Raw genomic sequence first — 22405 nt, 5'->3', positions numbered from 1 at the left:
CGTGACCGGAAGAGGCAAGCTGCTCGGCGGTTTCGCGGTGGGCGTCGTGACCGTGCTGGCCGTCGAGGTCGCCACCGGGGTGGTCGACGCGCCGCCGGCGACCACCGTCGTCGCGGGAGTCGCGCAGCCGGTGCCCGTGGCCGGGCGGGCGCCGGGCGGGGCACCGTCCTCGGCGGCCCCTTCGTCTCCGCCTCCGTCGTCCGCGCCTCCACCGGCTTCGACGACCGCGGCGGCGCCGGCGGCGGAGACCCCGAGGGCGTCCGCGCCGCAGGAGCCCGGCACCGTCCGGCTGCCCGGCGGCGGCACGGCGACGCTGGTGCGCAAGGAACTCGGGCCGAACGCCGAGCTGCCGATCCCCGCCGACCTCGGCCAGGCGACCTGGTGGGGTGCCGAGCTGGACGCCGCAGGCGGGGCGAGCGTGTTCGCCGGCCACGTGAACTGGCGGGGCGCGACCGGGCCGTTCGCCGAGCTGTGGACCGACCGCATCGGCGGCGACGTGTCCATTGTGGACAGCACCGGCAAGGCCTGGCGCTACCGCGTCTCCCAGCTGGTCACCGTGCACAAGAACGACCTGCCCGCGCGGGCCGCCGACCTGTTCGGCCAGTCCGGCCCGCACCGGGTGGTCCTGGTGACCTGCGGGGGCCGCTGGGTCGGCGGTTCGGACGGTTACGAGGAGAACCGCGTCGTCATCGCGGACCCCGTCTAAGTTACTCGTGGGTAACATCACGTGGCGCCACGGTGGTCAGTGACGCCCGGATGCAGCAGAATGCCCAGGGTCAGGCAGGGCTGCGAGAGGTGAGGCGACGATGGCGACGTTCTTGGTGACCGGGGCGACCGGACTGATCGGGCGCCAGTTCACCCGGCGGCTGCTCTCCCGCCCCGACGACGACCGCGTCGCGCTGCTGGTGCGCGCGTCGAGCAAGGCCAAGCTGGCCGCGCTGGTCGACCAGTGGCCGCACTCCGACCGCGTCACGCTGGTCACCGGCGACCTCGGCGAGCCGCTGCTCGGCGTGTCCGAGAAGGACCGCGAGGACCTGCGCGGGCACGTCGACCACATCGTGCACCTGGCCGCGCTCTACGACATCACCGCCGACGACGAGGCCAGCGTCAAGGCCAATGTGGACGGCACGCGCAGCGTCGTCGACCTGGCCGCCGACCTGCGCGCCGGCTGCCTGCACCACGTCTCTTCGGTGGCGGTCGCGGGCGATCACGACGGCGTCTTCACCGAGGAGATGTTCGACGCCGGGCAGCGGCTGATCACGCCGTACCACCGGACCAAGTTCGAGGCCGAGAAGATCGTCCGCGAGCAGACCGGGGTGCCGTGGCGGGTGTACCGGCCCGCCGTCGTCGTCGGGGACTCCGTGACCGGCGAGATGGACAAGGTCGACGGCCCGTACTACCTCTTCCCGGCCATCAGCAGGCTCGCCGGCCTGCCGGACCTGCCGATCGTCGGGCCCGGCCTGGGCGACACCAACGTCGTCCCGGTCGACTACGTCGCCAAGGCGCTGCTGGAGCTGGTGACCAAGCCCGGCCACGACGGCCAGACCTTCCACCTGGTCAACCCGGAGCCCCAGCCGGTCGTCTCGGTGTACAACGCCTTCGCGAAGGCCGCGGGCGCCCCGACGATCACCGTGCAGCTCAACGAGCGGTTCTCGAAGGGCATCGTCGGGCTGGTCAAGCTGTCCGAGCACATCCCCGGCTTCACCATCGCGCGCGACGCCGTCTTCGAGCGCCTCGGCATCCCGCCGGTGCTGCTGGAGACGATGGCGTTCCCGTCGGTGTTCTCCTCGACCGCGACGCGCAAGGCGCTCGCCGGCAACGTCGAGGTGCCGCGGCTGGAGGACTACGCGGCGACGCTGTGGCGGTACTGGCGCGAGCACCTCGACCCGTTCCGCGCGCGCAAGCACGGCCCGCGGGGCGAGCTGGACGGCCGTCGCGTGATCATCACCGGCGCGTCGTCGGGCATCGGCCGGGCGACCGCGCTGAAGGTCGCGGCGGCGGGCGGGGTCCCGCTGCTCGTGGCGCGCCGGCAGCACGAGCTCGAAGAGGTGCGCGACGAGATCATCGCGGCCGGCGGCACGGCGTCGGTGTACCCGGCCGACCTGACCGACGAGGACTCGGTGCACAAGGCCGTCGACGCGATGCTCGCCGAGCACGGCCGGATCGACATGCTGGTCAACAACGCCGGCCGGTCGATCCGCCGGTCGATCAAGCTGTCGTACGACCGGATGCACGACTACGAGCGCGCGATGGCGATCAACTACTTCGGCGCGGTCCGGCTGATCCTCGCGGTGCTGCCGCACATGTCCGAGCGGAAGTTCGGGCACATCGTGAACGTCTCGTCGATCGGCGTGCAGGGCATCGCGCCGCGCTTCTCGGCGTACGCGGCGTCGAAGGCGGCGCTGGACTACTTCTCGCGGATCGCGGCGACCGAGACGCACGGCGACGGGATCACCTTCACCACGATCCACATGCCGCTGGTGCGGACGCCGATGATCCGGCCGACGAAGATCTACGACGCGTTCCCGACGAAGTCGCCGGAGCAGGCCGCGGACATGGTGATGAAGGCGCTGCTCGAACGTCCCAAGCACATCGGCACGCCCGCCGGGCAGGCGATCGGGCTGGCCTACACGCTCACGCCGGGCCTCACCGACGCCGTCGCGTACCAGGGTTTCCGGATCTTCCCGGATTCGACCGCGGCGGGCGGTTCGGGCCAGCTCAAGATCGGACGTGGCGAGAAACACCTCTCGCGCGCGGCGATGGCGCTCGCGCGGCTGTCCCGCGGCTTCCACTGGTAACTCAGAGTTTTCCGGGTACGGCCGTTCCGGCGACGCGCCGCCACGTCCGCGACACGTGTTGGTGATTTGTTAAGCCGGACGGCGGAAGCGCAGCGTGCCCGGGTACGGTCGGGCCCATGGTTCCTGAGCGCGAGAATGCCGCAAGCGCCCTCAACGGCCTGCTCCCCCTCCGTCGCGAGTACACCCAGGCCTGGCACGGCTTCGACCGGAACGAGGTGCGCCAGTACCTCGACCACGTCGAGGCACAGCTGCGCCGCGTGGTCAGCGACCGTGACGCCGCGGTGGCGCAGACCGCCGCGGTCGCGCGCGAGCTGGAGTCCGTCCGCGGGCAGGTCGCGCAGCTGGAGGCGCGCGTCGAGGAGCTCAAGAAACCGCCGGAGCGGCTCGAGGACCTCGACGAGCGGATGCAGCGCACGGTGACGCTCGCGCAGGCCCGCGCGGACGAGATCGTCAAGCGCGCCGAAGCCGCCGCGGAGAAGACGTGGGCCGGCTCGACCGAGGCGTCGACGAAGCTGCGTGAGCGCTACACGCGGCTCGTCACGGAACTCGACAAGCAGGCCGACCTGCTCCATTCGGAGCACGAGAACGCGCTTTCCGAAACACGCGCGGAGGTGCAGCGGCTCACCGTCGAGGCGGCCCAGCGGCGGGAACTGCTCGACAACGAGGCGGAGCGCAAGCGCCGGAAGCTCGAGCGCGAGTTCGAGGCGTCCCAGGCGGCCCAGAAGGCGGCGCTGGAGAAGCACGTCGCCGACCAGCGCACGGCGAGCAAGAACCAGGCCGAGCGCCGCCTCGCGGAGGCGACCACCGAGGCGAAGCGCCGGCTCGACGAAGCCACCGGCGAGGCCAAGCGCCGGCTCGACGAGGCGACGACCCAGGCGGCCCAGCGCACGACGGCGGCGAACCGCAAGGTCGAGCGCCTGGCGGAGATCCGCGAGCAGGCCCGCAAGAGCCTGGCGGCCGCCGAGGACATCCTCAACCGCAGCGAGACGCAGCTGGCCACGCTGCCCGAGGAAGCCGTCATCCCGCAGGCGTCGAAGCTGGTGGGCGGCGACGAGCGCGGCGAGTCCCCGACGACCCCGGCCGCGCCGGTGGTCCCGGTGGTCCAGCCGTCGATCCCGGCCAAGACTCCGGTGCCCTCGGGGGCGACGAAGGCCGCGGTTCCCGTGAAGCAGGCGCCCCCGGCCGCGAAGCCGGGCAACAACGCCCCGGCGAAGCAGCACGGCCCGGCGACCCGCCCGGCGAACGGGAACGGCAACGGCGCCAAGCCGCTGTCCCCCGCGGCGGGCAAGCCCGGCTCCTGATCGTTTGATGTGCCGTGAAGGCCACCTTGAGGGACTCTAAGTCCCTCAAGGTGGCCTTCACGGCTTTCCGGGGTGCTACGCGCGTGCGGTGCGGGGCCAGGGGTTCGCGGACTCCAGCTGGGCCGCCAGGCCCAGCAGCAGCGATTCGCCGCCGGGTTTCGTGATCAGCTGGACGGACGTCGGCAAGCCTGACGAAGGAGCCCGGCTCACCGGGACCGAGATCGCCGGGTAGCCCGCGAGGTTCCACAGGCCCGTGAAGCCCGCCAGGCGCAGCGACGGCACCACGTTCGACGGCCACCGGCGCTCGTGCCACCGGCCCGCCTTCGCCGGCCAGTGCGAGAGCGTCGGCGTCATCAGGACGTCGTGGTCCGCGAAGAACTCCTCCGCCCGCGCGAGCCAGCGCTGCCGGGTGCGTTCGCGGATGAAGCCGGCCTTCTCGAACAGCTGCCCCAGACGGACGTGCGTGCGGGTCCGGCGCTGCAGCCGGGAGAAGTCGAAGTCGCGGGCCTGCTCGGCCGGGCCCGCGCACCAGCGGGCCGAGATGCCCAGGATCGCCGACACGGGGTACTTGGGCGCACCCGGCGCGACCGTGTGCCCGGCCGCCGTCAGCAGGTCCGCCGCCTGCGTCACCGCCGCGACCAGCTCGCGCGGGACGGGCGAGTGCAGCACCGGCACCGTCGTGGACGTCCCGATGCGCACCCCCGAAGGCGACGGCACGGTCGCCAGCGAAGGATCCGAAGCCAGCACCGAGAGCAGCACGGCCGCGTCGGCGACCGTCGTGGCCAGCGGCCCGTGCACCGACATGCCGAACCAGCCGCCTTCGGCCAGCCGGTCCGCGCCCGGCTTCAGCCCGACCAGCCCGCACATCGCCGCCGGCAGCCGGATCGAGCCGAGGCCGTCGGTGCCGTGGGCCAGCGGGACCAGCCCGGCCGCCACCGCCGCCGCGCTGCCGCCGGACGAGCCGCCCGAGACGTACGTCGGCTCCCAGGGGTTGCGGGCGATGCCGTCCGGGGTGTCGCTCATCGGCCAGATGCACAGCTCGGGCACGCGCGTCAGCCCGACGAGCACCGCGCCGGCCGCGCGCAGCCGGGCGGCGATCTCGCCGTCCTCACCGAACGGCGTGGACGGTCCCGCCACCGAGCCGTGCGACGCGAACTCCCCGGCGATCGCCGTGACGTCCTTGACCGCGACGGGCACCCCGGCCAGCGGCAGCGACGCCAGATCGGGCCGTGCGGCGACTTCGGCGGCTTCCGCCAGCGCCTCCTCGGCGCGCACCCGGCGGAACGCGCCGCTGTCGGCGGCCGCGATCCGGGCGAGGGCTTCCTTGGTCACCTGCACCGGATCGAGCGTCCCGGCCCGGACGGAGGCTGCGATCTCTGCGGCGGTCGACACCATGATCGCGACCCTAGTACTCCAGCCGTGGATCGTTGTAGCGAGTGAAGCCAGGCAAGGCGGACTTCACGGGCAGCTGGAACGGCCGGGCAAGCCGGTCGCCGTCGGTAGACTGGGCGTTCGGCACCGGACGAGGGGCGGCGGGCGTGGACTACGGCGACAAGCTCTTCTGGCTCTCGGTCCTGATCCAGCGGCGGTACGCGCAGATCTGCGCCGAACACGACCTGACCTCCTTGCAGGCCACGCTGCTGTGCGCGGTCAAGGACGAGCCGCGGCAGATGGCGTACCTCGCCACCGCGCTCGGCATGACCAAGAACGCGCTGAGCCAGCTCGTCGATCGCACCGAGCGGCGCCACCTGGTCAGCCGGGCGAGCTCGGAGCAGGACCGGCGGGTCATCATGCTCGGCGTGACGCCCACGGGGAAGGTCCTCGCCGAGGCGGTGTTCGCCGAGACCACCAAGCGCCTGCCCGACGTCGCGGAGAACCTCGGCGCCGACGGCCAGCGCGACCTCGAACGCCTGGCCACCGCCATCGTGGACGCGTCGGGCGTCTCGGCGTCCACCTCGTCCTGACACACCGCGCAGTCCTCCTGGGCACCCTCGCGCCTGGCGTTAGTTCACGGCATGAACTAGTATTGTTCATGCCGTGAACCAGTCCGGGTTCACGGCCTGCCCCAGCGAGAGGTGACGACATGAGCACGCGGGAAAACGGTGCGATCGCGGTCTTCGGTGCGACGGGACAGCAGGGCGGCGCGGTCGTCGACGCGCTGCTGGCCCGGGGAGCGCGGGTGCGGGCCCTCGTCCGCACCCCCGAGTCCGATCGAGCGCGGGCGCTGGCCGCCCGCGGCGTCGAGCTGGCGACCGTCCGGATCGACGACCCGGCGTCGACGGTCGCCGCGCTGGAGGCGGTCGACGCGTTCTCCTTCATGACCCCGGAGGCGAACAGCCTCGAGGAGATCGAGGAGGAGGTCCGGGTGGGCACCGCCCTCGTCGACGCGGCGGCCGCGGCGCGTGTGCCGCACGTCGTGTTCAACTCGGTCTTCGGAGCGGATCGCGAAACGGGCGTGCCGCACCACGACTCGAAGCACCGGATCGAGGAGTACCTGAAGCGTTCCGGCCTGAGGGCCACGATGGTTCGCCCGACCGCCTTCATGGAGAACTTCGCGACCGTGATGGCGCCGAGCCTGGAGGACGGGACGATCGTGCTGAGGCTGCCGCTGCCGGACGACGTCGCCCTGAAGATGATCTCGATCAAGGACATCGGCCAGGTCGCCGCCGCGATCCTGCTCGGCACCGCGGACGTGCCCGGCGGAGCCATCGAGGTCATCGGCGACGAGCCGACGGGCCCTGAGATCGCCGCCGCGTTCGGCGCGCGCGCCGGGCTGCCGTCACGCTACGAGGCCCTGCCGCTGAGCGTCCTCGGCAACGACCTCGACAGGGCGATGTTCCGCCAGTTCGCCAAGGCGTCCGAACACCCGTCGGACCTCGCAGCGGTGAAGGCGATCGAGCCGACCGGGATCTGGCCGGGTGGATCCGCTCCACCGGCTGGACCGCGCCCGCGGACCGGGTCCGTTCCTGATGCTCCGGCCCCCCGAAAGGCTCAGATCGCGCCCGCTCGCAGCGCGTAGGCGACGGCGTGGGCGCGGTTGTTGAGGCCGCAGCGGGTCATCAGGCCGTAGAGGACGTTCTTCACGGTCCGCTCGGAGTAGCACAGCTTCGCGGCGATCTCCTCGGTCCCGAAACCCTCGGCGACCAGCCGCAGCACGTCGCACTCGCGCGCGGCGAGCCCGGACAGAGTCAGCCCGTTCGGCTCGAGGACGTCCCGGCGCATCCGCTGGACCTGCGACAGCAGCGCCCCCTGCAGCCGCGGCGGCAGGTTCGCCGTGCCGTCGCCCGCCGCCAGCACCGCCGTGACCAGCTCGGCCCCGCCCGTCTCGCGGCGCGGCAGGATCGCCACGACGCCGCTCTCCAGCACCGCCATCAGGTCGCTCTCGCGGAAGTGCTCGACGACCAGCACGACGTGGGACGCCTTCGCCGCGCGGATCTCGCCCAGCACCGCCTCGGTGACGTGCTCCTCCATCACCAGCAGCACGTCGGGCACCAGGTCGGTGATCCGGAGATCCGGATGGGACTCCAGGAGGCTCACCGCGCCGGCGTGCGTGATCGGGTCCGAGGCGAGGACGGTCACTTCGACGGGCTTCATGGAAGCAGTGTGGACGGCGTGTCTTCACGCCCTCCCTATTCCGTCTTCACGCGCGGCTGAAGACGCTTCAGGAACCCGGCTCGTCGTAGCCGCGGGCCAGCTCGCCGAACGCGTCCCGCGCGCGGTCGAGGCAGTCCGGCATCCGCTCCGCGGCCTTGACCCAGTCGCGCTTGGCCTGCAGGTACCGCTCCCGCGCCTCGTCCGTCCAGCCCGCCAGCCCCGGCTCCACAGTGGACTCCAGCTCGGCGAGCAGCTCGCCGATGCCGCCGGTGATCGACCCCATCCGGTCGAGCACGAGATCGGCGAGGGTGAAGTCGAACCGCTGGCGGGACACCGTCACGTCCCGCCCGGCCCGCCGGACCGCTGCCGCGGCACCCGGCCGCCGGTGGCCTCCAGCAGCCACGCGAGCCGGGTGAGGATCACGTCGAACTCCTGCTCCCAGTCGTTCATCGCCTGGCCGAACCGCACCGAAGCCTCGCCGCGCCACGCCGCCTGCAGCGTCGCCATCTCGCTGTTGACGTCGCGGAGCTGGGAGTTCGCGGCCTCGATGGCGGACGCGAAACGCACGGCGGCGCGCTTCATGTCGTCCGTCGGCGCGGCTGAACTCATTCGTGGCTCCTCACGTGTCCGGCATCCGAGAGTGGCGTACCGGGCAGCCGAACGAAACCCCGCCCGACGGCCGTTGCCCGAATGTCCGCCATCCTTGCCTGGGGGTTCACGACCGCCGCGTATGCTCACCTGAGGCATCCGGCGCGTGACGATCCGTCAGCGCACGAAGGGAGACCGATGTCGGCTGCGGACAGCGCCGCACCGAGACTCCGCTTGCTCGGCCCTGTGCAGGCCTGGCAAGGCGAAACGGAGCTCGATCTCGGCTCCGCGCACCGTCGCACGGTCCTCGCCGCGCTGGCGATGAACCCGAACCGCACGGTCTCGCGCGAGGAGCTGATCGACGCCGTCTGGGGCGAGGCACCCCCGCAGAGCGCACAGGGTTCGATCTACACGTACGTCTCCGGGCTGCGGCGGGCGCTCGAGCCCGGCCGCGCCAAGGGTGCGGGCCCGCAGCTGCTCGCGTCGATCGGGTCCGGCTACTCGCTCTGCCTGGACGCCGAGGCGATCGACGTCCACCGGTTCGAATCCCTGCGTGAGCAGGCGCAGCGGTTGCAGTCGGCCGGCGACCTGCGCGGCGCGCGCGAAACCCTCGACGAGGCCTTGAGCCTGTGGCAGGGCGTCCCGCTGTCCGGCCTGCCCGGGCCGTTCGCCGCCGCCCAGCGCGCGCGGCTCGGCGAGGTGCGGCTGGCGACGATCGAACGCCGGGCCGAGATCGTGCTGGAATCCGGCGGGCACCACGAGCTCGTGGCCGAATTGACAGCGTTGACACGCGAGCACCCCTTCCGCGAGACGCTGCGCGGCCTGCTGATGCGCGCGCTGGCCCGGTCCGACCGGCGGACCGAGGCGATCGCCGTCTACACCGACGTCCGGGACAAGCTCGTCGAGTCGTCGGGCACCGAGCCGGGCCCGGCGCTGCGGCGGCTGTACGAGCAGCTGCTGGAGAAGCCGGCCGAGCCGCCGGCGCGGAAACCGGCGGCGCCCGCCCGCGTGACACGGTTCCCCGTCACGTCACTTCCGGAACGCACGGACGTCTTCGTCGGCCGGGACGCCGAGCTGGCGCTGCTGCGCGAGGCCGTCGCCGGCCTGGCCGACGGCACCGGCCGGTCGCTGTGGCTGGAGGGCGAACCGGGCAGCGGCCGCACCGCCCTGCTGGCCGAGGTGCTCGCCGCGGCGCAGGACGCCGACGTGAAACCCGCCTTCGCCGTCGCGGACGCGCTGGACCAGCGGTTCACGCTGCGGCCGCTGCTCGACGCGCTGGGCGTGCACCCGCGGGCCACCGACGAACGCCGGGCCGACCTCGCCGTCCGGCTCACCGAGCACCCCGGCGAGGACCCGGTCGACGGGCTGCTCGGGCTGGTCCGCGAGCTGTGCGCGGAAGGCCCGCTCGTGCTCGCGGTCGACGACCTGCAGTGGGCCGACGACACGACGTTGCGCGTCTGGCGGTACCTGAGCCGGGAGACGCGGGACCTGCCGCTGCTGCTCGTCGGCGCGTGCCGCCCGGTGCCGCGGCTGTCGGCGCTGGACGACCTGCGCGGCGAGCTGGACGCCGACGGCACCACCGTGCTCGCGCTGCCGCCGCTGGCCGAGAGCGCCGTGCGGGAGCTGGCCACCGAGCTGGTGGGCGCGCCGCCGGGGCCGGGACTGCAGCTGCTGGTGTCCTACGCGGCCGGAAACCCGCGCTACGTCCGGGAAGTCGTCGAAACGCTGCTGGCGCAGTCGATGATCGTGCTCGACGGCGTGCACGCGCACCTGGACGGCAACTCGTGCCAGAACATCCCGTCCCCGCTGGGCTCGCGGATCACGCTGTACCTGAGCTTCCTCTCCAGCGGCACCCGCGACACGTTGCGCTGGGCCGCCTTGCTGGGCCGCGAGTTCTCCTTGTCCGACATCGCGGTCGCGACGGAACGGACGCCGACGTCACTGGTGGGCGCGGTCGACGAGGCGATCACCTCCGGCGTGCTCGTCGAGTCCGGCGACCGGGTGGCGTTCCGGCACCCGTTGCTGCGCCGGGTGCTCTACGAAAAGACGCCCGCGGCGATGCGCGTCGCGCTGCACCGGCAGCTGGCCGAGGCCTTCGCGACGGCGGGCGCGCCCGCGGACCGCGTCGCCGAGCAGCTCGCGGCGGCACCGGCCCAGGTCGACCCGTGGGTCGTCACCTGGCTGCTGGAGAACATCGGCACGGTCGCCACCGAAACCCCGCGCATCGCGGTCGATCTGCTGCGCCACGCCGTCACGCAGGGCGCGCTGCAGCCGGAGGCGCGGGAAACGCTCACCGCGACCCTGGCGCGGCTGCTGTTCTGGCTCGGCCGCGAGCCCGAGGCCGAGGCGCGCTCGGTCGTCGCGCGGACGTCGGACAGCAGGCGCGCGGCCGAGATGCGCTGGATCCTGGCCTACATCTACTACCGGCGCGGCGACTTCGCCGAGGCGACGGCCGAGGTGAAACGGACCCTCGACGACGTCGACGTCCCCGAGATGTGGCGCGGGCGGCACGAGTCGCTGCTGACCACGCTGGAGCGGCTGGGCGACGACCCGGGCGCGGTCCTGGTGCCCGCCGGGCTGCACCCGCTGGACGACGCCGCGCTGTCCGTGCCGAACCTCGACAGCCTCGACGAAGCCGCCGAGCCCCTCGACGCCGCCCGCCGCCTCGCCGCGACCCGCGCGGTGCCGGGCGAGATGCACCTGGCCGGCGCGGTGCACTACTACTGGCTGGGCCGCTGGCCGGAGGCGCTGGCCGAGCTCGACGCGGTGATCCGCGACGGCGCGGAAACCGCTTCCTACGTCCTGCGCAGCCCGGGTTCGGCGTTGCTCGTGCACGGCGTCGGCGCGCTGATCGCCGGCCACCGCGGCGAGCCGGAGCAGGCCAGGACCCATATCGACGCGGCCGGCCGGCAGCAGTGGCCGAAGGGGCTCGAGCCCGACGGCGGGGACTTCCTGCTCGCGGCGCAGTCGTTGCTGGCCGAGCAGGACGGCCGGCCCGAGGCCGCGCTGGCGGCCCTTTTGCCGCTGCTGGAGGAGAACTACCCGCCGGCCGCGCGGCACCAGTGGCTGCCCGACCTGGTCCGGCTCGCCGGGCAGCTCGGCGACCAGCAGCACGCGCACCAGGCGTTGCGGCTGCTCGAACCCGAGGGTGACGTGCCGCCGGCCCACGCGGCCGCGGCCGCGCACTGCCGGGGCCTGGTCACCGGCGACCCGGAGCCGGTGCTGACGGCGGCCGAGCACTACCGCGCGGCGGGCCGGCTGCTCAAGCAGGCCAAGGCGACCGAGGACGCGGCGATCCTGCTGGCCGAGTCCGGCCGCCTCGACGACGCGAGGACGGCGTTCCGCGCGGCACTGACGGCGTACACGAGCATCGGCGCGGTCTGGGACGTCCGGCGCGCGGAGTCCCGGATGCAGCCCTTCGGGATCCGGCGGGCGAACTCGGTCCGCTCTCGCGCCGCCGGCGAGTGACACCGACGCCTTCGGTGTCCCACAACGGATCCGCCCTTCTCAACACCCGAACCGCCCCGTCGGGCATGGTCGTTCCGAGGCCCTGACCTGGGCCGTCTACCAGGGCATACGCCGTCGACGCCGATTCGCACGAATACCCCGCGATTCCGGCCGCCGGGGCTGATCCCGGGCTTGCCGGATCAGTAAGCTCCCCTCCGAGAGTGAACCCGATCGGGTGTTGCCAGATGGGTACCAATCCGGCCAAAAGGAGGCCGCCCTTGAGCGACAGGTAACCGTTGCCAGGAGGGCCATTCGGCCGTGACTGTGGTCGGATTGGTACCGAACGGCACAGTAAGCTCGGCGGAGTAGTCGGTACCGAGAACGGAACGACATGCCAGGGGAAGCGGACACCGGTCTGCGGGTGGGCGTGCTCGGCCCGCTGCGGGCCTGGCGCGGGGAGGCCGAAATCGGCCTCGGCCCCGCTCGTCAGCGCGCGATCTTCGCGGTGCTCGCGGTCAACGCCGGCCGTCCCGTCCCGCGCGCCGAGCTGATCGCCGGTGTCTGGGGCGACTCCGCGCCCGCGAGCGTCGAAGGCAGCGTCCACACCTACGTCTCGGGCCTGCGGCGGGCGCTGGAACCGGACCGGTCGCGCTGGTCGGCGTCGAGCCTGCTCGTGTCGGAGACCGCCGGGTACTCCCTGCTGCTCGACGAAGACGCGCTGGACTCGGCCCTCTTCGAACGGCACCGCGAACTCGCCCAGCAGCACCTCGACCGGGGTGACCCGCGGGCCGCCGTCACCGAGCTGGACGCGGCGCTGGCCCTTTGGCAAGGCGAAGCGCTTTCCGGGGTCCCGGGCGGCTTCGCCGAGCGGCACCGCGAATACCTCGCCGAGCTGCGGCTGGGCACGCTGGAGCGGCGGGCCGAGGCGCTGCTCGCCCTCGGCGGTCACCTCGACCTGGCGCCCGAGCTCGCCGTGCTCGCCGGGGAGCACCCGCTGCGGGAATCGCTGCGCGAGTCGCTCATGCTGGCCCTCTACCGCAGCGGCCGGCACGCCGACGCCCTCGACGTCTTCCGCGACGCCCGCACGACGCTGATCGGCGAGCTGGGCGTCGAGCCCGGACCGGCGTTGCAGCGGCTCCAGCAGCAGATCCTCGCCCAGGATCCGGCGCTCGACGCACCCGCGGCGGTCGCGCCGGTCCAGGTGCCGCGGCACCGGCTTTTCGGTCGGGAGACAGAAACCTCGCGGCTCGCGGAGCTCGTCGCGGACGTCCGGGCCGGGCGCGGCCGGGCCGTGTGGATCGAGGGTGAGGCCGGGATCGGCAAGTCCGAGCTGCTCACCAGCGCCCTGGCCGCCGGCCCCGGTTTCCAGCTGCTCTGGGCGGCCGCCGACGAGCTGAGCACCCGCTTCCCGCTGCAGGTGATGCTGGAGTGCCTGGAGATCGACGCGCACTCGGCCGACCCGCGGCGCGCGCGGGTTGCGAAGGAGCTCGCGGGTGAGGGTCCGGTGCGCCGCAGCTGGGGCCCGGCCGACCCGGTGCTCGGCGCCGTCGACCGCCTGCTCGCCCTGGTCGACGAACTCTGCGCGCAGACCCCGCAGGTGCTGGTGGTCGACGACCTGCAGTGGGCCGACGAGGCGTCCGTGCTGGTGTGGCACCGGCTCTGCGCGGCGACCCGGCAGCTGCCCCTGCTGCTGGTGGCCGCGACCCGGCCCGCGCCGGACCGCGCCGAGCTCGCGCAGCTGCGTCGCGGTGTCCAAGCGCGCGACGGCGTCGTGCTCGACCTCACGCCGTTGAGCGGCGACGACGTCGGGCGGCTCATCGAAGACCAGATCGGCGCGGCACCCGGGCCCGGCCTGCGCGAGCTGGCCGCCCGTGGTGCCGGAAACCCGTTGTACGTCAAGGAGATGGTCGACGTCCTGCTGCGCGCGGGCGCGGTCGAGGTGACCGGCGGCGAGGCCGACGTCGACGATCCCGAGGAGTTCGAGGCGCCGCAGTCGCTGGTCGCCGCGGTCGACCGGCGGCTCGACTTCCTGCCCGCGCGGACGCAGGAGGTGCTGCGCTGGGGCGCGTTGCTGGGCATGGAGTTCGCCGTCGGCGACATCGCCGCGGTGCTCGGCTCCCGGCCGTCGGACCTGCTGGAGCCGCTCGAAGAGGCCGTCGCGGCGAACGTCCTCATCGACACCGGCACGCAGCTCGCGTTCCGGCATCCCCTGCTGCGCCAGGCGTTGTACAACCGGCTGCTGCCCGGGACGCGGGCGGCGCTGCACCGGCAGGCGGCCGAGGCGCTGGCCCGGATCGGCGCCCCGGTCAAGCGCGTCGCCGAGCAGCTCGTGGCCGCACCGGCCACAGTGGACGAATGGGTGCTCGACTGGCTGGCCGGGCACCACGCGGCCGTGTCGAACCGGGCGCCGCTGATCGCCGTCGAACTGCTCGAACGCGCGCTGGCCGCCGGCGCGAGCGACGACCCGCGCCGGGAGGTCCTGCTCGTCGCGCTGGTCAAGGTGTTGTTCCGGCTGGAGCGCAACCCGGAAAACCTGGCGCAGCAAGCACTCGAGGTCGCCACCGAGCCGGACGCCGTCGAGGAGATGCGGCACGTGCTCGCGGCGCTGCGGCACCGCCGCGGTGACACCGAAGGTGCGGTCGCGACGCTCGGCGCGTCCGCCGACGACCCGGCGGTGCCGGAACTGTGGCGCGTCCGGCACCGGCAGCTGCTGGCGAACTTCCGCCGCGGCGATCTGTCCGATTTGGACACCGCGGAGAAGGCGGCGCGCGAGACGAAGGCGCAGTCCGGCGGCGACCGTTACCTGACCGCGCACGCGCTGCAGTCGTTGTGGCTGGTCGACTCGGTGCGCCGCGAGCACGACAGCGCGCTCGAGCACATCGACGCGGCGATCGACGCCGTCGGTGACGAGCACGAACTGGCCGACCTGCACCTGGACCTGCTCGACAACCGCGTCTTCACGCTGCAGAACCTCGACCGGCTCGCCGAGGCGGGCGAAGCGCTGCGCACGGCGGGCGAGGTCGCGGCCCGGCACGCGATGCCGGTCGGGCTGCAGGTGTCCGTCGCGGTGCACCGGTACTGGGAGGGGCGCTGGGACGAGGCACTGGTCGAGCTGGACACCGTCACCGAGGACGGCCCGGCGATCACGTTCTACGGCCTGCGTGAGCCCGGCCCGGCGGCGTTGCTGCTGCACGGCGTCGCGGCCCTGATCGCCGGCCGCCGCGACGACCGCGCACAGGCGGCGGCGCACCTGGACGCGGCGGAGGAGTACGCCCCGGCGACCGGCGCCGAGCGGGAGAGCTTCGACTTCCTGCTGGTCGCCGACGCCCTCGCGGCCGAGCAGCGCGGCGACCGGGCGAAGGCACTGGAGGTGCTCGAGCCGATCCTGAACCCGACGTACGCCCAGATGATGCTGCGGCACCAGTGGCTCCCGGCGTTCGTCCGGCTGGCGATGGAGCAGGACGACCGCGATCGCGCGTTGCGGGCCCTGGACGTCTGCGAGGAGGAGGCGGCGAAGGAACGCCGCCCGGCGCGGGCGCACGCGGCGGTCTCGTGGTGCCGCGGCCTGATCGAGGAGGACCCGCGACCGGTGCTGGACACGGCCGAGCACTTCCGCACGGTTGGCCGTCGTCCGGAACTGGCATCGGCCCTGGAGGACGGCGCGGTCCTGCTGGCCCGCGCCGGCCGCCTGGACGCGGCGCAAGCGGCGTTCGAGGAAGCGGCCGAGCTGTACACGGCCTTGTCGGCCCGCTGGGACCTGCGCCGCGCGGAGACGCGCCTGCGCAGGCTGGGCGTCCGCCGCGGCGCGCTGTTCTCCCCGATCCGCCCGGGCCACGGCTGGGAGTCCCTCACGCCCATCGAGGTCCGCATCGCCAGCCTGGTCGCGGAAGGCCGCTCGAACCCGGACATCGCGGCGGAGCTTTCCCTGCCGCGCCGCACGGTGCAGGCCCACGTGGCCCGCTTGCTGGGCAAGCTGGAAACCCCGTCCCGCTCCGGCGTCGCCGACGCCTTCCGCCAGCGCACCTGACCCGACGCCGTGTCGTCCACCCAGGTACGCGAGTCGTCCGCCTGGGTACGCGAGTCGTCCCTCCAGGTACGCGAGCCGACCGTTCCGGTACGGCGACCGACGCCGTGTCGACCCGCCAATCACACGTGTCGGCTCGGCAATCACACGTGTCGACCCTTCGAGCCCGCGCGGCCGGGTCTTGGCCCCGTGGGCGACGTGATCAGAGGGTCGACACGCGTGATTGGAAGGTCGACACGCGTGATTGGAGGGTCGACACGCGTACCCGGAGGGTCGGGTCGCGTGCCGGGGGGTCGGTTAGGTCGGGAGGGCGTTGGACTTGGCGATGCGGCCCAGGAAGTGGCCGGAGTCCTTGACTGTGCGGATCTGGGTGTCGAAGTCGACGTGGACCAGGCCGAAGCGTTGTGAATAACCCATCGCCCACTCGAAGTTGTCCAGCAGGGACCACGCGAAGTAGCCGCGGACGTCCGCGCCGGCGCGGATCGCGTCGTGGACTGCTCGGACGTGGGAGTCCAGGTAGGCGATGCGGTCGGTGTCGTGGACCCGGCCGTCGACGACCTCGTCCACAAAGGACGCGCCGTTCTCGGCCACCACCAGCGGGAGCCCGCCGGATCGGGTGGAAATCCAACCCAGGAGCGAAGTCAGGGACGCCGGTGTCTGCTCCCAGCCGAACGCCGTCAGTGGCGGGACGGCCGGGAGCACGTCCAGGCCCCGCAGGCCCGGCAGGGGGCAGTTGCTCGGCGCCAAGGGATCCGCGAGAGGGGTCACTCGGGCCGGGGCGTAGTAGTTCACGCCCAGCCAGTCGATGGCCGACGCGATGATGTCCGTGTCACCGTCCTGGACCGACGCGGCGAAGCGGCCGCCGTGGTGGGCGACGTCCGCCATGACGTCGGCGGGGTAACCCTTGCCCAGCACCGGGTCCAGGAAGAACCGGTTGTGGATGCCGTCGAACTTCCGGGCCGCCTCCGCATGCGCCGGTGACGAGCCGTCCGCGATGGCCGGGGCGAAGTTCAGCGCCAGCGAGAACTCGTGGCCCGGCCGTGCCTGCTCCGTCAGGGCGCGCGTGGCCAGGCCGTGGCCGAGCAGCAGGTGGTGCGCCGCGACCAGCGCCGTGTCGTAGTCCTGGACGCCCGGCGCGTGCACCCCGCTGCCGTAGCCCAGGAAGGCCGCGCAGAACGGCTCGTTGATCGTCGTCCACTGGTTGACGCGGTCGCCCAGCGCGTCGTGGACCACCGCCGCGTACTCGGCGAACCGGAACGCCGTGTCCCGCGACGGCCAGCCGCCCGCGTCCTCCAGCACCTGCGGCAGGTCCCAGTGGTACAGCGTCAGCACCGGGACGACGTCGCGGCTCAGCAGCTCGTCGACCAGCCGGTCGTAGAACGCCAGCCCGGACGACGACGGGGTCCGCCCGTCCGGCATCACCCGCGGCCACGCCACCGAGAACCGGTAGGCGCCGAGGCCCAGGCCGGCCAGCAGGCCGACGTCCTCGGGGTAGCGGTGGTAGTGGTCGCAGGCGACCTCGCCGGACGCGCCGTCGAGGACCTTGCCCTTGGTCGCCGAAAAAGTGTCCCAGATGGACGGTCCTCGGCCGCCTTCGGTGACGCCGCCCTCGACCTGGTACGACGCGGTCGCCGCGCCCCACAGGAAACCCGCCGGAAACTCGGTCATACTGGCGCCCCTCTCAGGATCCCCCGGACGATGTAGCGGCCGAGCAGCAGGAACAGGACGATGACGGGCAGCACTCCCACGGTCGCCCCGGTCAGCATCAGCGCGTAGTCGGTGAAGTAGCCGCTGGCCAGCTGCGACAACGCGACCTGCACCGTCGGCGTCTCGTTCGGGTCGAGTACCACCAGCGGCCAGAAGTAGTCGTTCCACGTCGCCATGAACGTCAGCATCGCGAGCACCGCGGCCTGCGGGCGCAGCGACGGCACCGCCACGTGCCAGTAGGTGCGCAGGATCGAACAGCCGTCGACGGTCGCGGCGTCGACGAGGTCGGCGCTGATCGCGTTCTCGCACGCCTGCCGCATCCAGAACACGCTGAACGCGCTGACCAGCGCGGGCACGATCACCGCTTCGAGCCGGCCGTACCAGCCGAGGTCACCGACAACGAGGTAGAGCGGGATGACGCCGAGCTGCGCCGGCACCATCGCCGACCCGACGACGAGCAGGAACAGCGTGTTGCGCCCCCGGAACCGCAGCCGGGCGAAGGCGAACCCGGCCAGGCTGGCCAAGACCACATTGGACACCATCACCGTGCCCGAGACGATCAGCGAGTTGCCGATCGCGAGCCAGAAGTCGACGGTGTCGAACACCCGCCGCACGTTCTCGAACAGGTGCCCGCCCGGCAGCAGCAGCGGCGACGTCTCCCCGATCGCCGAGTTGTCCCTTGTGGACACCACGAACGACCAGTACAGCGGGAAGATCGACGCGCCGAGCACCCCGACCAGCACCGCGTACACCCAGGCGCCCGGGCGCTGCCGGGCCCTCACGCCGACCTCACGAACCGGCGCACGAGCCGGTAGTTGACCAGCGCGAACAGCGCGCAGATGACGAACAGCACCCAGGTCAGCGCGGCCGCGTAACCGGCGTCGAAATGGGTGAACCCCTTCTCGTACAAGTACATCGTGAGCGTCTGGAACTGCCGGTCGTTGCCGCCGGTCCCGCCGGAACCGCCGGCGTCGAACAGCTGCGGCTCGGCGAACAGCTGCAGGCCGTTGACGGTGCCCGCGATGGCGGTGAAGGCCAGCGCGGGCCGGATGCCCGGGACGGTGATCGACCAGAACGTCCGCCACCGCGACGCGCCGTCGAGCGCCGCGGCCTCGTACAGATCGGCCGGCACGGCCTGCATCGCGGACAGGTAGATCAGCGCGTTGTAGCCGGTCCACCGCCAGAGCACCATCGACGCCACCGCGACGTGGGACGACCAGGTCGTCGCCTGCCAGTTGACCGGCGCGACGCCGAACCAGCCGAGCACTTCGTTGACCACGCCGTAGTCGCGGCTGAACAGCTGCCCGAACACGAGCCCGATCGCGACGACGGACACGACGTTCGGCAGCAGGATCCCGGTGCGCCACCAGGTCGCGCCCCGCAGCGGCCGGTCGAGCAGCGCGGCGATCCCCAGCGCCAGCAGGAACTCCGGGACGGCGGCGAGCAGGAAGATGCCGACCGTGTTGGCCAGCGCGTTGTAGAACCGCGGATCGGTCAGCAGCTCGCCGTAGTTGGCGAGCCCGAGGTAGCCCTGGTCGCCGTCGAGCAGGTTCCAGTCGTGCAGTGACACCCAGATCGTGTAGAGCAGCGGGAACGCGCCGAACACCACGAACAACCCGAAGAAGGGCGCGATGAGCAGCAACGGCGTGACCTTGCGGTCGAAACGGGCGAGCCGGTGCTGCACTCGGAGCTACTTCAGTGCTGCTTGAGCCTGCTGGACGGCGTCCGCCCAGGCCTGGTCGACGTTTTCGGTCTTGTCCTCGATCCGCCCCAGCGCGCGGCCGAACTCCGGCCGGACGTCGGCGTCGTGCAGGCCCCGGTAGTTGGGACGCAGGGAGTCCGCCGACGCGGCGAAGATCTTCCCGATCGGCGCGTCCCCGAAGTACGGGTCGGTGTGCGCGACGACCTGCGGATCCTTGTAGACGGCGGGTTCGCTGGGCAGGATGCCGTCGGAGAGGAACAGCTTCTTCTGCTGCTCCGGCGCCGTCAGCCAGCGGGCCAGGTCGTACGCCTGCTGCGGGTGCTCGCTCTGCTTGGGCACGGTCAGGAACGAGCCGCCCTGGTTGCCGCTGGCGCCGGGCACGGTCGTGACGTCCCACTTGCCGCTGTTGCCGTCACCGCCCGCCTGCTTGATCTGGCTGAGCATCCACGCGGGACACGCGATCGTGGCGAACGAACCCTGCTTGATGGCCACGTTCCAGGCCTGCGTGAAGGTGGTCGCGGCCGCCGTCTGGCCCTTCTCGGCGATCCCGCCCGACAGGAAGAAGGCGTTGCGCACCGTCGGGTTCGTGCCGCCGATGAAGGCGTCGTCCTTCGCCGCGAAGTAGTTCTCTGGCGACTGGTTCAGCATCGCCGTGTAGACGGTGCCCGCGGAGTCCGCGAACTTGACGTCCGGTGTCTTTGCGGTGAACCGCTGGGCCGTGGTGGCGTAGGCGTTCCAGTCGGGGATCAGCTTCGCGACGGCGTCACGGTCGGTCGGCAGCCCGGCCGCCGCGAACAGGTCGCGCCGGTAGCAGAGGGCGAGGCTGCCCATGTCGGTACCGAGGCCCAGCACGAAATCGCCGTCGGTGCCCTGCGCCCACTTCCAGGGCGCCCACTGGTTTTCCAGGTCCCGCGCGCCGAAGGAGGCGAGGTCGGCGAACTTGTCCTTGGCCTTCAGGTACTGCGGGATGTACTGCTCTTCGATCGCGACGACGTCGGCGGCACCGTGGCCGGTCGCGAGCTGCGTCGCGAGGCCTTTGTGGTGGGTGTCGAAGTCGGTGACGCGGTTCTGCACCTCGATGTCCGGGTGCAGCTTCTGGTACTCGGCGATCAGGGGCTCGTAGCCGAACTCACCGAAGGTCGCGATGGTGAGCTTGGTCTTGCCCCCGGCGTCGCTCGGGCTGCAGGCGGCGAGCAGGGCCAGCGCGGCAGCCGCCGCGGCAGCACGGCGGATGATCGTTCCCACGTGGGTGAGCTTCCCTCAGATCACACCCGCGCGCACGGCGTACGCGACCGCGTGCGGCCGGTTGCGCAGGTTGAGCCGGTTGGTCATGGCGTAGATGACGTTCTTCACGGTCCGCTCGGAGTAGCACAGCTTGCCCGCGATCTCGGCAGTGTCCCAGCCTTCCGCCATCAAGCGAAGCACATCCACCTCGCGCGGCGTCAGCGACGCCCCGGTTCCGTCGTGCGCCAGGGCCTCGACCTGGTCGCGCAGCGACGTCGTCCGCCCCCGCGCGGCGGACAGCACGCTGTCGGTGAGCCGGTCGAGCGCGGTCCGCGGCAGCACGGCGGAGACGTGGCAGTCGGCCAGCAGGCCCAGGTGCGCCGGATCGACGTGCCCGGCCACCAGCACGATCGCGGCGGGCGACTCGGCGGCGGCGGCCCGCAGCGCGGTGATGACGTCACGGTCGACCTGGTTCGCGGCGAACACCAGCACAGCGGCTTCCCCGCGGCGGGCGCGTGGCAGGACCAGCAGCTCGGGACGGGACCGCAGGTGGTTGATCAGCCCGGTGAGGGCGATCGGGTCGGACGCCCACGCCGCCACGCGCACCTGGTCCATCGTGCCTCCTGGTAACCGTCATCGATTTTCCTGACGCCGCCCAGTCTGGTGAGACCGCCTTCACGAATTCTCTAATGGCGCAGTGCCCCTTCTTCACGATCGTCTTCACGGTCCCTCTTCACACGGTGAAGCCGGGCCGTCGACTACCGTCATGGGGCACTCCGACGACTGAAGGGACCGATGAACCGCCGACGTCTGGCCGCTGTGGGGGCCGTCCTTTGCATCGTGGTCGTGAGCCTGCTGGTCATCGGCCTGCAGCCGCGGATCGTGTCCGGTTTGGCGGTCCCGCGGATGCCCCTTCCGTCACCCACGCCCGTGCCCGCGGCATCACCCGCACCCGCGCCGACCTCGGGTCTCGCGCGTCCCGGCGACTGCGCATCGCTCGTGAAGAGCCTTGACGTCCGCCGTCAGGTCGCGCAGCTGGTCGTCGTCGGCGTGACCGGGGACAACCCGGCCTCGACGGTCTCACTGGTGCGTGACAACCAGGTCGGCGGGATCTTCATCGGGGGTAACGCAACAGCGTTGTTGAAAGATCACTCACTTGACGCGGTACAGGGCGTCGCGAAGCTCCCGGTGGCCGTTTCGGTCGACGAAGAGGGCGGCCGCGTCCAGCGCATCGACGATCTCGACGGGGACATGCCCTCCGCGCGGGAGCTGGCCAGGACCAAGACGCCGGACCAGGTCCGCGGCATCGCCGCCGACCGCGGCCGTCAGCTCAAGGCCCGCGGCGTCACCGTGGACTTCGCGCCCGACACGGACGTCACGGACGCGCCGGACGACGACGTGATCGGCGACCGGTCCTTCAGCCCCGACCCGGCCCGCGTGAAGACGTACGCCACGGCGTTCGCGGAGGGCCTCCGCGACGCGGGTGTCCAGCCGGTGCTGAAGCACTTCCCCGGCCACGGCCACGGATCGGGTGATTCCCACAAGGGCACCGTCGTCACGCCACCGCTCGCGCAGCTGCGCGCGGTCGACCTCGCGCCCTACCGGAACATCGCCGACTACGGCCCGGTCGCAGTGATGGTCGGCCACCTGGACGTGCCGGACTTGACGAACGGCGTCCCGGCGTCACTTTCGCCGCCCGCGTACCAGTTGCTGCGCGGCGAATTCCGCTTCACCGGGCCGATCCTGACCGACGACCTGGGCGCGATGAAGGCGATCACGGCGCAGTATTCGCTGCCGGACGCGGTCCTGAAGGCCCTGGAAGCCGGCGCGGACCAGGCGCTGTGGTCGTCGGGCGGCCGTGTCAACGAGGTGCTGGACCGGCTGGAGAAGGCCGTCGCCTCCGGCGAGCTGCCGAAGACCCGCGTCCAGGAGTCGGTGACGCGGGTGCTGCGCGGCAAGGGTGTCTGCGGCTGAGCCGGATCCTCCCTAGACTCCTTCGCGGCACCTACGGCAAGGAGTG

The 22405-nt window shown here is 72.3% G+C and carries 17 protein-coding genes; 8 read left to right on the top strand and 9 right to left on the bottom strand.

Annotated features, from left to right (window positions below; translation table 11 throughout):
• The first annotated feature begins 1 nt into the window (after window position 1).
• The 3 genes from ACIOD2_RS09420 (at window position 2) to ACIOD2_RS09410 (ending at window position 4099) form a co-directional block, all read left to right on the top strand.
• A complete protein-coding gene (locus ACIOD2_RS09420) occupies window positions 2–706 on the top strand; it encodes a class F sortase (protein ID WP_400536331.1) in 705 nt (234 codons plus the stop codon).
• 100 nt (window positions 707–806) lie between these two features.
• Window positions 807–2798, top strand: coding sequence for an SDR family oxidoreductase (locus tag ACIOD2_RS09415; RefSeq protein WP_400536329.1), 1992 nt, complete (start codon window positions 807–809; stop codon window positions 2796–2798).
• A 116-nt stretch (window positions 2799–2914) separates the two neighbouring features.
• Window positions 2915–4099 carry a cell division protein DivIVA gene (locus ACIOD2_RS09410; protein WP_400536327.1) on the top strand — a complete coding sequence of 395 codons (1185 nt, stop codon included), beginning with the start codon at window positions 2915–2917 and terminating at the stop codon, window positions 4097–4099.
• A gap of 75 nt (window positions 4100–4174) precedes the next feature.
• Here ACIOD2_RS09410 and ACIOD2_RS09405 read toward each other — a convergent pair whose 3' ends face one another.
• The gene (locus ACIOD2_RS09405) at window positions 4175–5494 is read right to left on the bottom strand and encodes an amidase family protein (protein ID WP_400536326.1); all 1320 of its coding nucleotides are present in this window, start codon (window positions 5492–5494) and stop codon (window positions 4175–4177) included.
• A gap of 41 nt (window positions 5495–5535) precedes the next feature.
• Between ACIOD2_RS09405 and ACIOD2_RS09400 the strand changes: the two genes are divergently transcribed.
• Complete coding sequence (locus ACIOD2_RS09400; RefSeq protein ID WP_400536323.1) at window positions 5536–6063, top strand: MarR family winged helix-turn-helix transcriptional regulator; 528 nt, start codon at window positions 5536–5538, stop codon at window positions 6061–6063.
• A 119-nt stretch (window positions 6064–6182) separates the two neighbouring features.
• On the top strand, window positions 6183–7118 hold the full coding sequence (locus ACIOD2_RS09395; protein WP_400536320.1) for an NmrA/HSCARG family protein: 936 nt from the start codon (window positions 6183–6185) through the stop codon (window positions 7116–7118).
• Here the strand turns inward: ACIOD2_RS09395 and ACIOD2_RS09390 are convergent.
• The 3 genes from ACIOD2_RS09390 to ACIOD2_RS09380 form a co-directional block, all read right to left on the bottom strand.
• Entirely contained in the window at window positions 7091–7693 is a 603-nt protein-coding gene (locus ACIOD2_RS09390; RefSeq protein ID WP_400536318.1) for a LuxR C-terminal-related transcriptional regulator, read from the bottom strand. The two genes, ACIOD2_RS09395 and ACIOD2_RS09390, sit on opposite strands and share 28 nt — an antisense overlap.
• A 67-nt stretch (window positions 7694–7760) precedes the next feature.
• Window positions 7761–8027, bottom strand: coding sequence for a WXG100 family type VII secretion target (locus ACIOD2_RS09385; RefSeq protein WP_400536315.1), 267 nt, complete (start codon window positions 8025–8027; stop codon window positions 7761–7763).
• A 2-nt stretch (window positions 8028–8029) separates the two neighbouring features.
• Entirely contained in the window at window positions 8030–8302 is a 273-nt protein-coding gene (locus ACIOD2_RS09380) for a WXG100 family type VII secretion target (RefSeq protein ID WP_400536312.1), read from the bottom strand.
• 177 nt (window positions 8303–8479) lie between these two features.
• On the opposite strand from ACIOD2_RS09380, the gene ACIOD2_RS09375 reads away from it, so the two are divergent.
• On the top strand, window positions 8480–11749 hold the full coding sequence (locus ACIOD2_RS09375) for a BTAD domain-containing putative transcriptional regulator (RefSeq protein WP_400536309.1): 3270 nt from the start codon (window positions 8480–8482) through the stop codon (window positions 11747–11749).
• 370 nt (window positions 11750–12119) lie between these two features.
• Window positions 12120–15755, top strand: coding sequence for a BTAD domain-containing putative transcriptional regulator (locus ACIOD2_RS09370; RefSeq protein WP_400536306.1), 3636 nt, complete (start codon window positions 12120–12122; stop codon window positions 15753–15755).
• Between the two features lie 294 nt (window positions 15756–16049).
• Here the strand turns inward: ACIOD2_RS09370 and ACIOD2_RS09365 are convergent, their stop codons facing one another.
• The 5 genes from ACIOD2_RS09365 to ACIOD2_RS09345 are packed head-to-tail and all read right to left on the bottom strand — an operon-like array spanning window position 16050 to window position 21000.
• Window positions 16050–17420, bottom strand: a complete 1371-nt coding sequence (locus tag ACIOD2_RS09365; RefSeq protein WP_400536303.1) for a GH1 family beta-glucosidase — start codon at window positions 17418–17420, stop codon at window positions 16050–16052.
• The gene (locus ACIOD2_RS09360; protein ID WP_400536300.1) at window positions 17417–18241 is read right to left on the bottom strand and encodes a carbohydrate ABC transporter permease; all 825 of its coding nucleotides are present in this window, start codon (window positions 18239–18241) and stop codon (window positions 17417–17419) included. The genes ACIOD2_RS09365 and ACIOD2_RS09360 overlap by 4 nt, the downstream gene beginning before the upstream one ends.
• Window positions 18238–19143, bottom strand: a complete 906-nt coding sequence (locus ACIOD2_RS09355; protein ID WP_400536299.1) for a carbohydrate ABC transporter permease — start codon at window positions 19141–19143, stop codon at window positions 18238–18240. The genes ACIOD2_RS09360 and ACIOD2_RS09355 overlap by 4 nt, the downstream gene beginning before the upstream one ends.
• 6 nt (window positions 19144–19149) lie before the next feature.
• Window positions 19150–20406 carry an extracellular solute-binding protein gene (locus tag ACIOD2_RS09350; RefSeq protein WP_400536296.1) on the bottom strand — a complete coding sequence of 419 codons (1257 nt, stop codon included), beginning with the start codon at window positions 20404–20406 and terminating at the stop codon, window positions 19150–19152.
• Between the two features lie 15 nt (window positions 20407–20421).
• Window positions 20422–21000 (bottom strand): LuxR C-terminal-related transcriptional regulator, encoded by a 579-nt coding sequence (locus ACIOD2_RS09345; RefSeq protein ID WP_323323546.1) that lies wholly within the window; start codon window positions 20998–21000, stop codon window positions 20422–20424.
• Window positions 21001–21180: 180 nt separating this feature from the next.
• Here ACIOD2_RS09345 and ACIOD2_RS09340 point away from each other — a divergent pair, with 180 nt between their 5' ends.
• The gene (locus ACIOD2_RS09340; RefSeq protein ID WP_400536293.1) at window positions 21181–22359 is read left to right on the top strand and encodes a glycoside hydrolase family 3 N-terminal domain-containing protein; all 1179 of its coding nucleotides are present in this window, start codon (window positions 21181–21183) and stop codon (window positions 22357–22359) included.
• Window positions 22360–22405: the final 46 nt, after the last annotated feature.

It is taken from the genome of Amycolatopsis sp. NPDC088138 (genome assembly GCF_044741685.1).
Lineage (GTDB): Bacteria > Actinomycetota > Actinomycetes > Mycobacteriales > Pseudonocardiaceae > Amycolatopsis.
The sequence above is the reverse complement of the archived record's forward strand: the minus strand, read 5'-3'. Positions and strand labels throughout refer to the sequence as shown.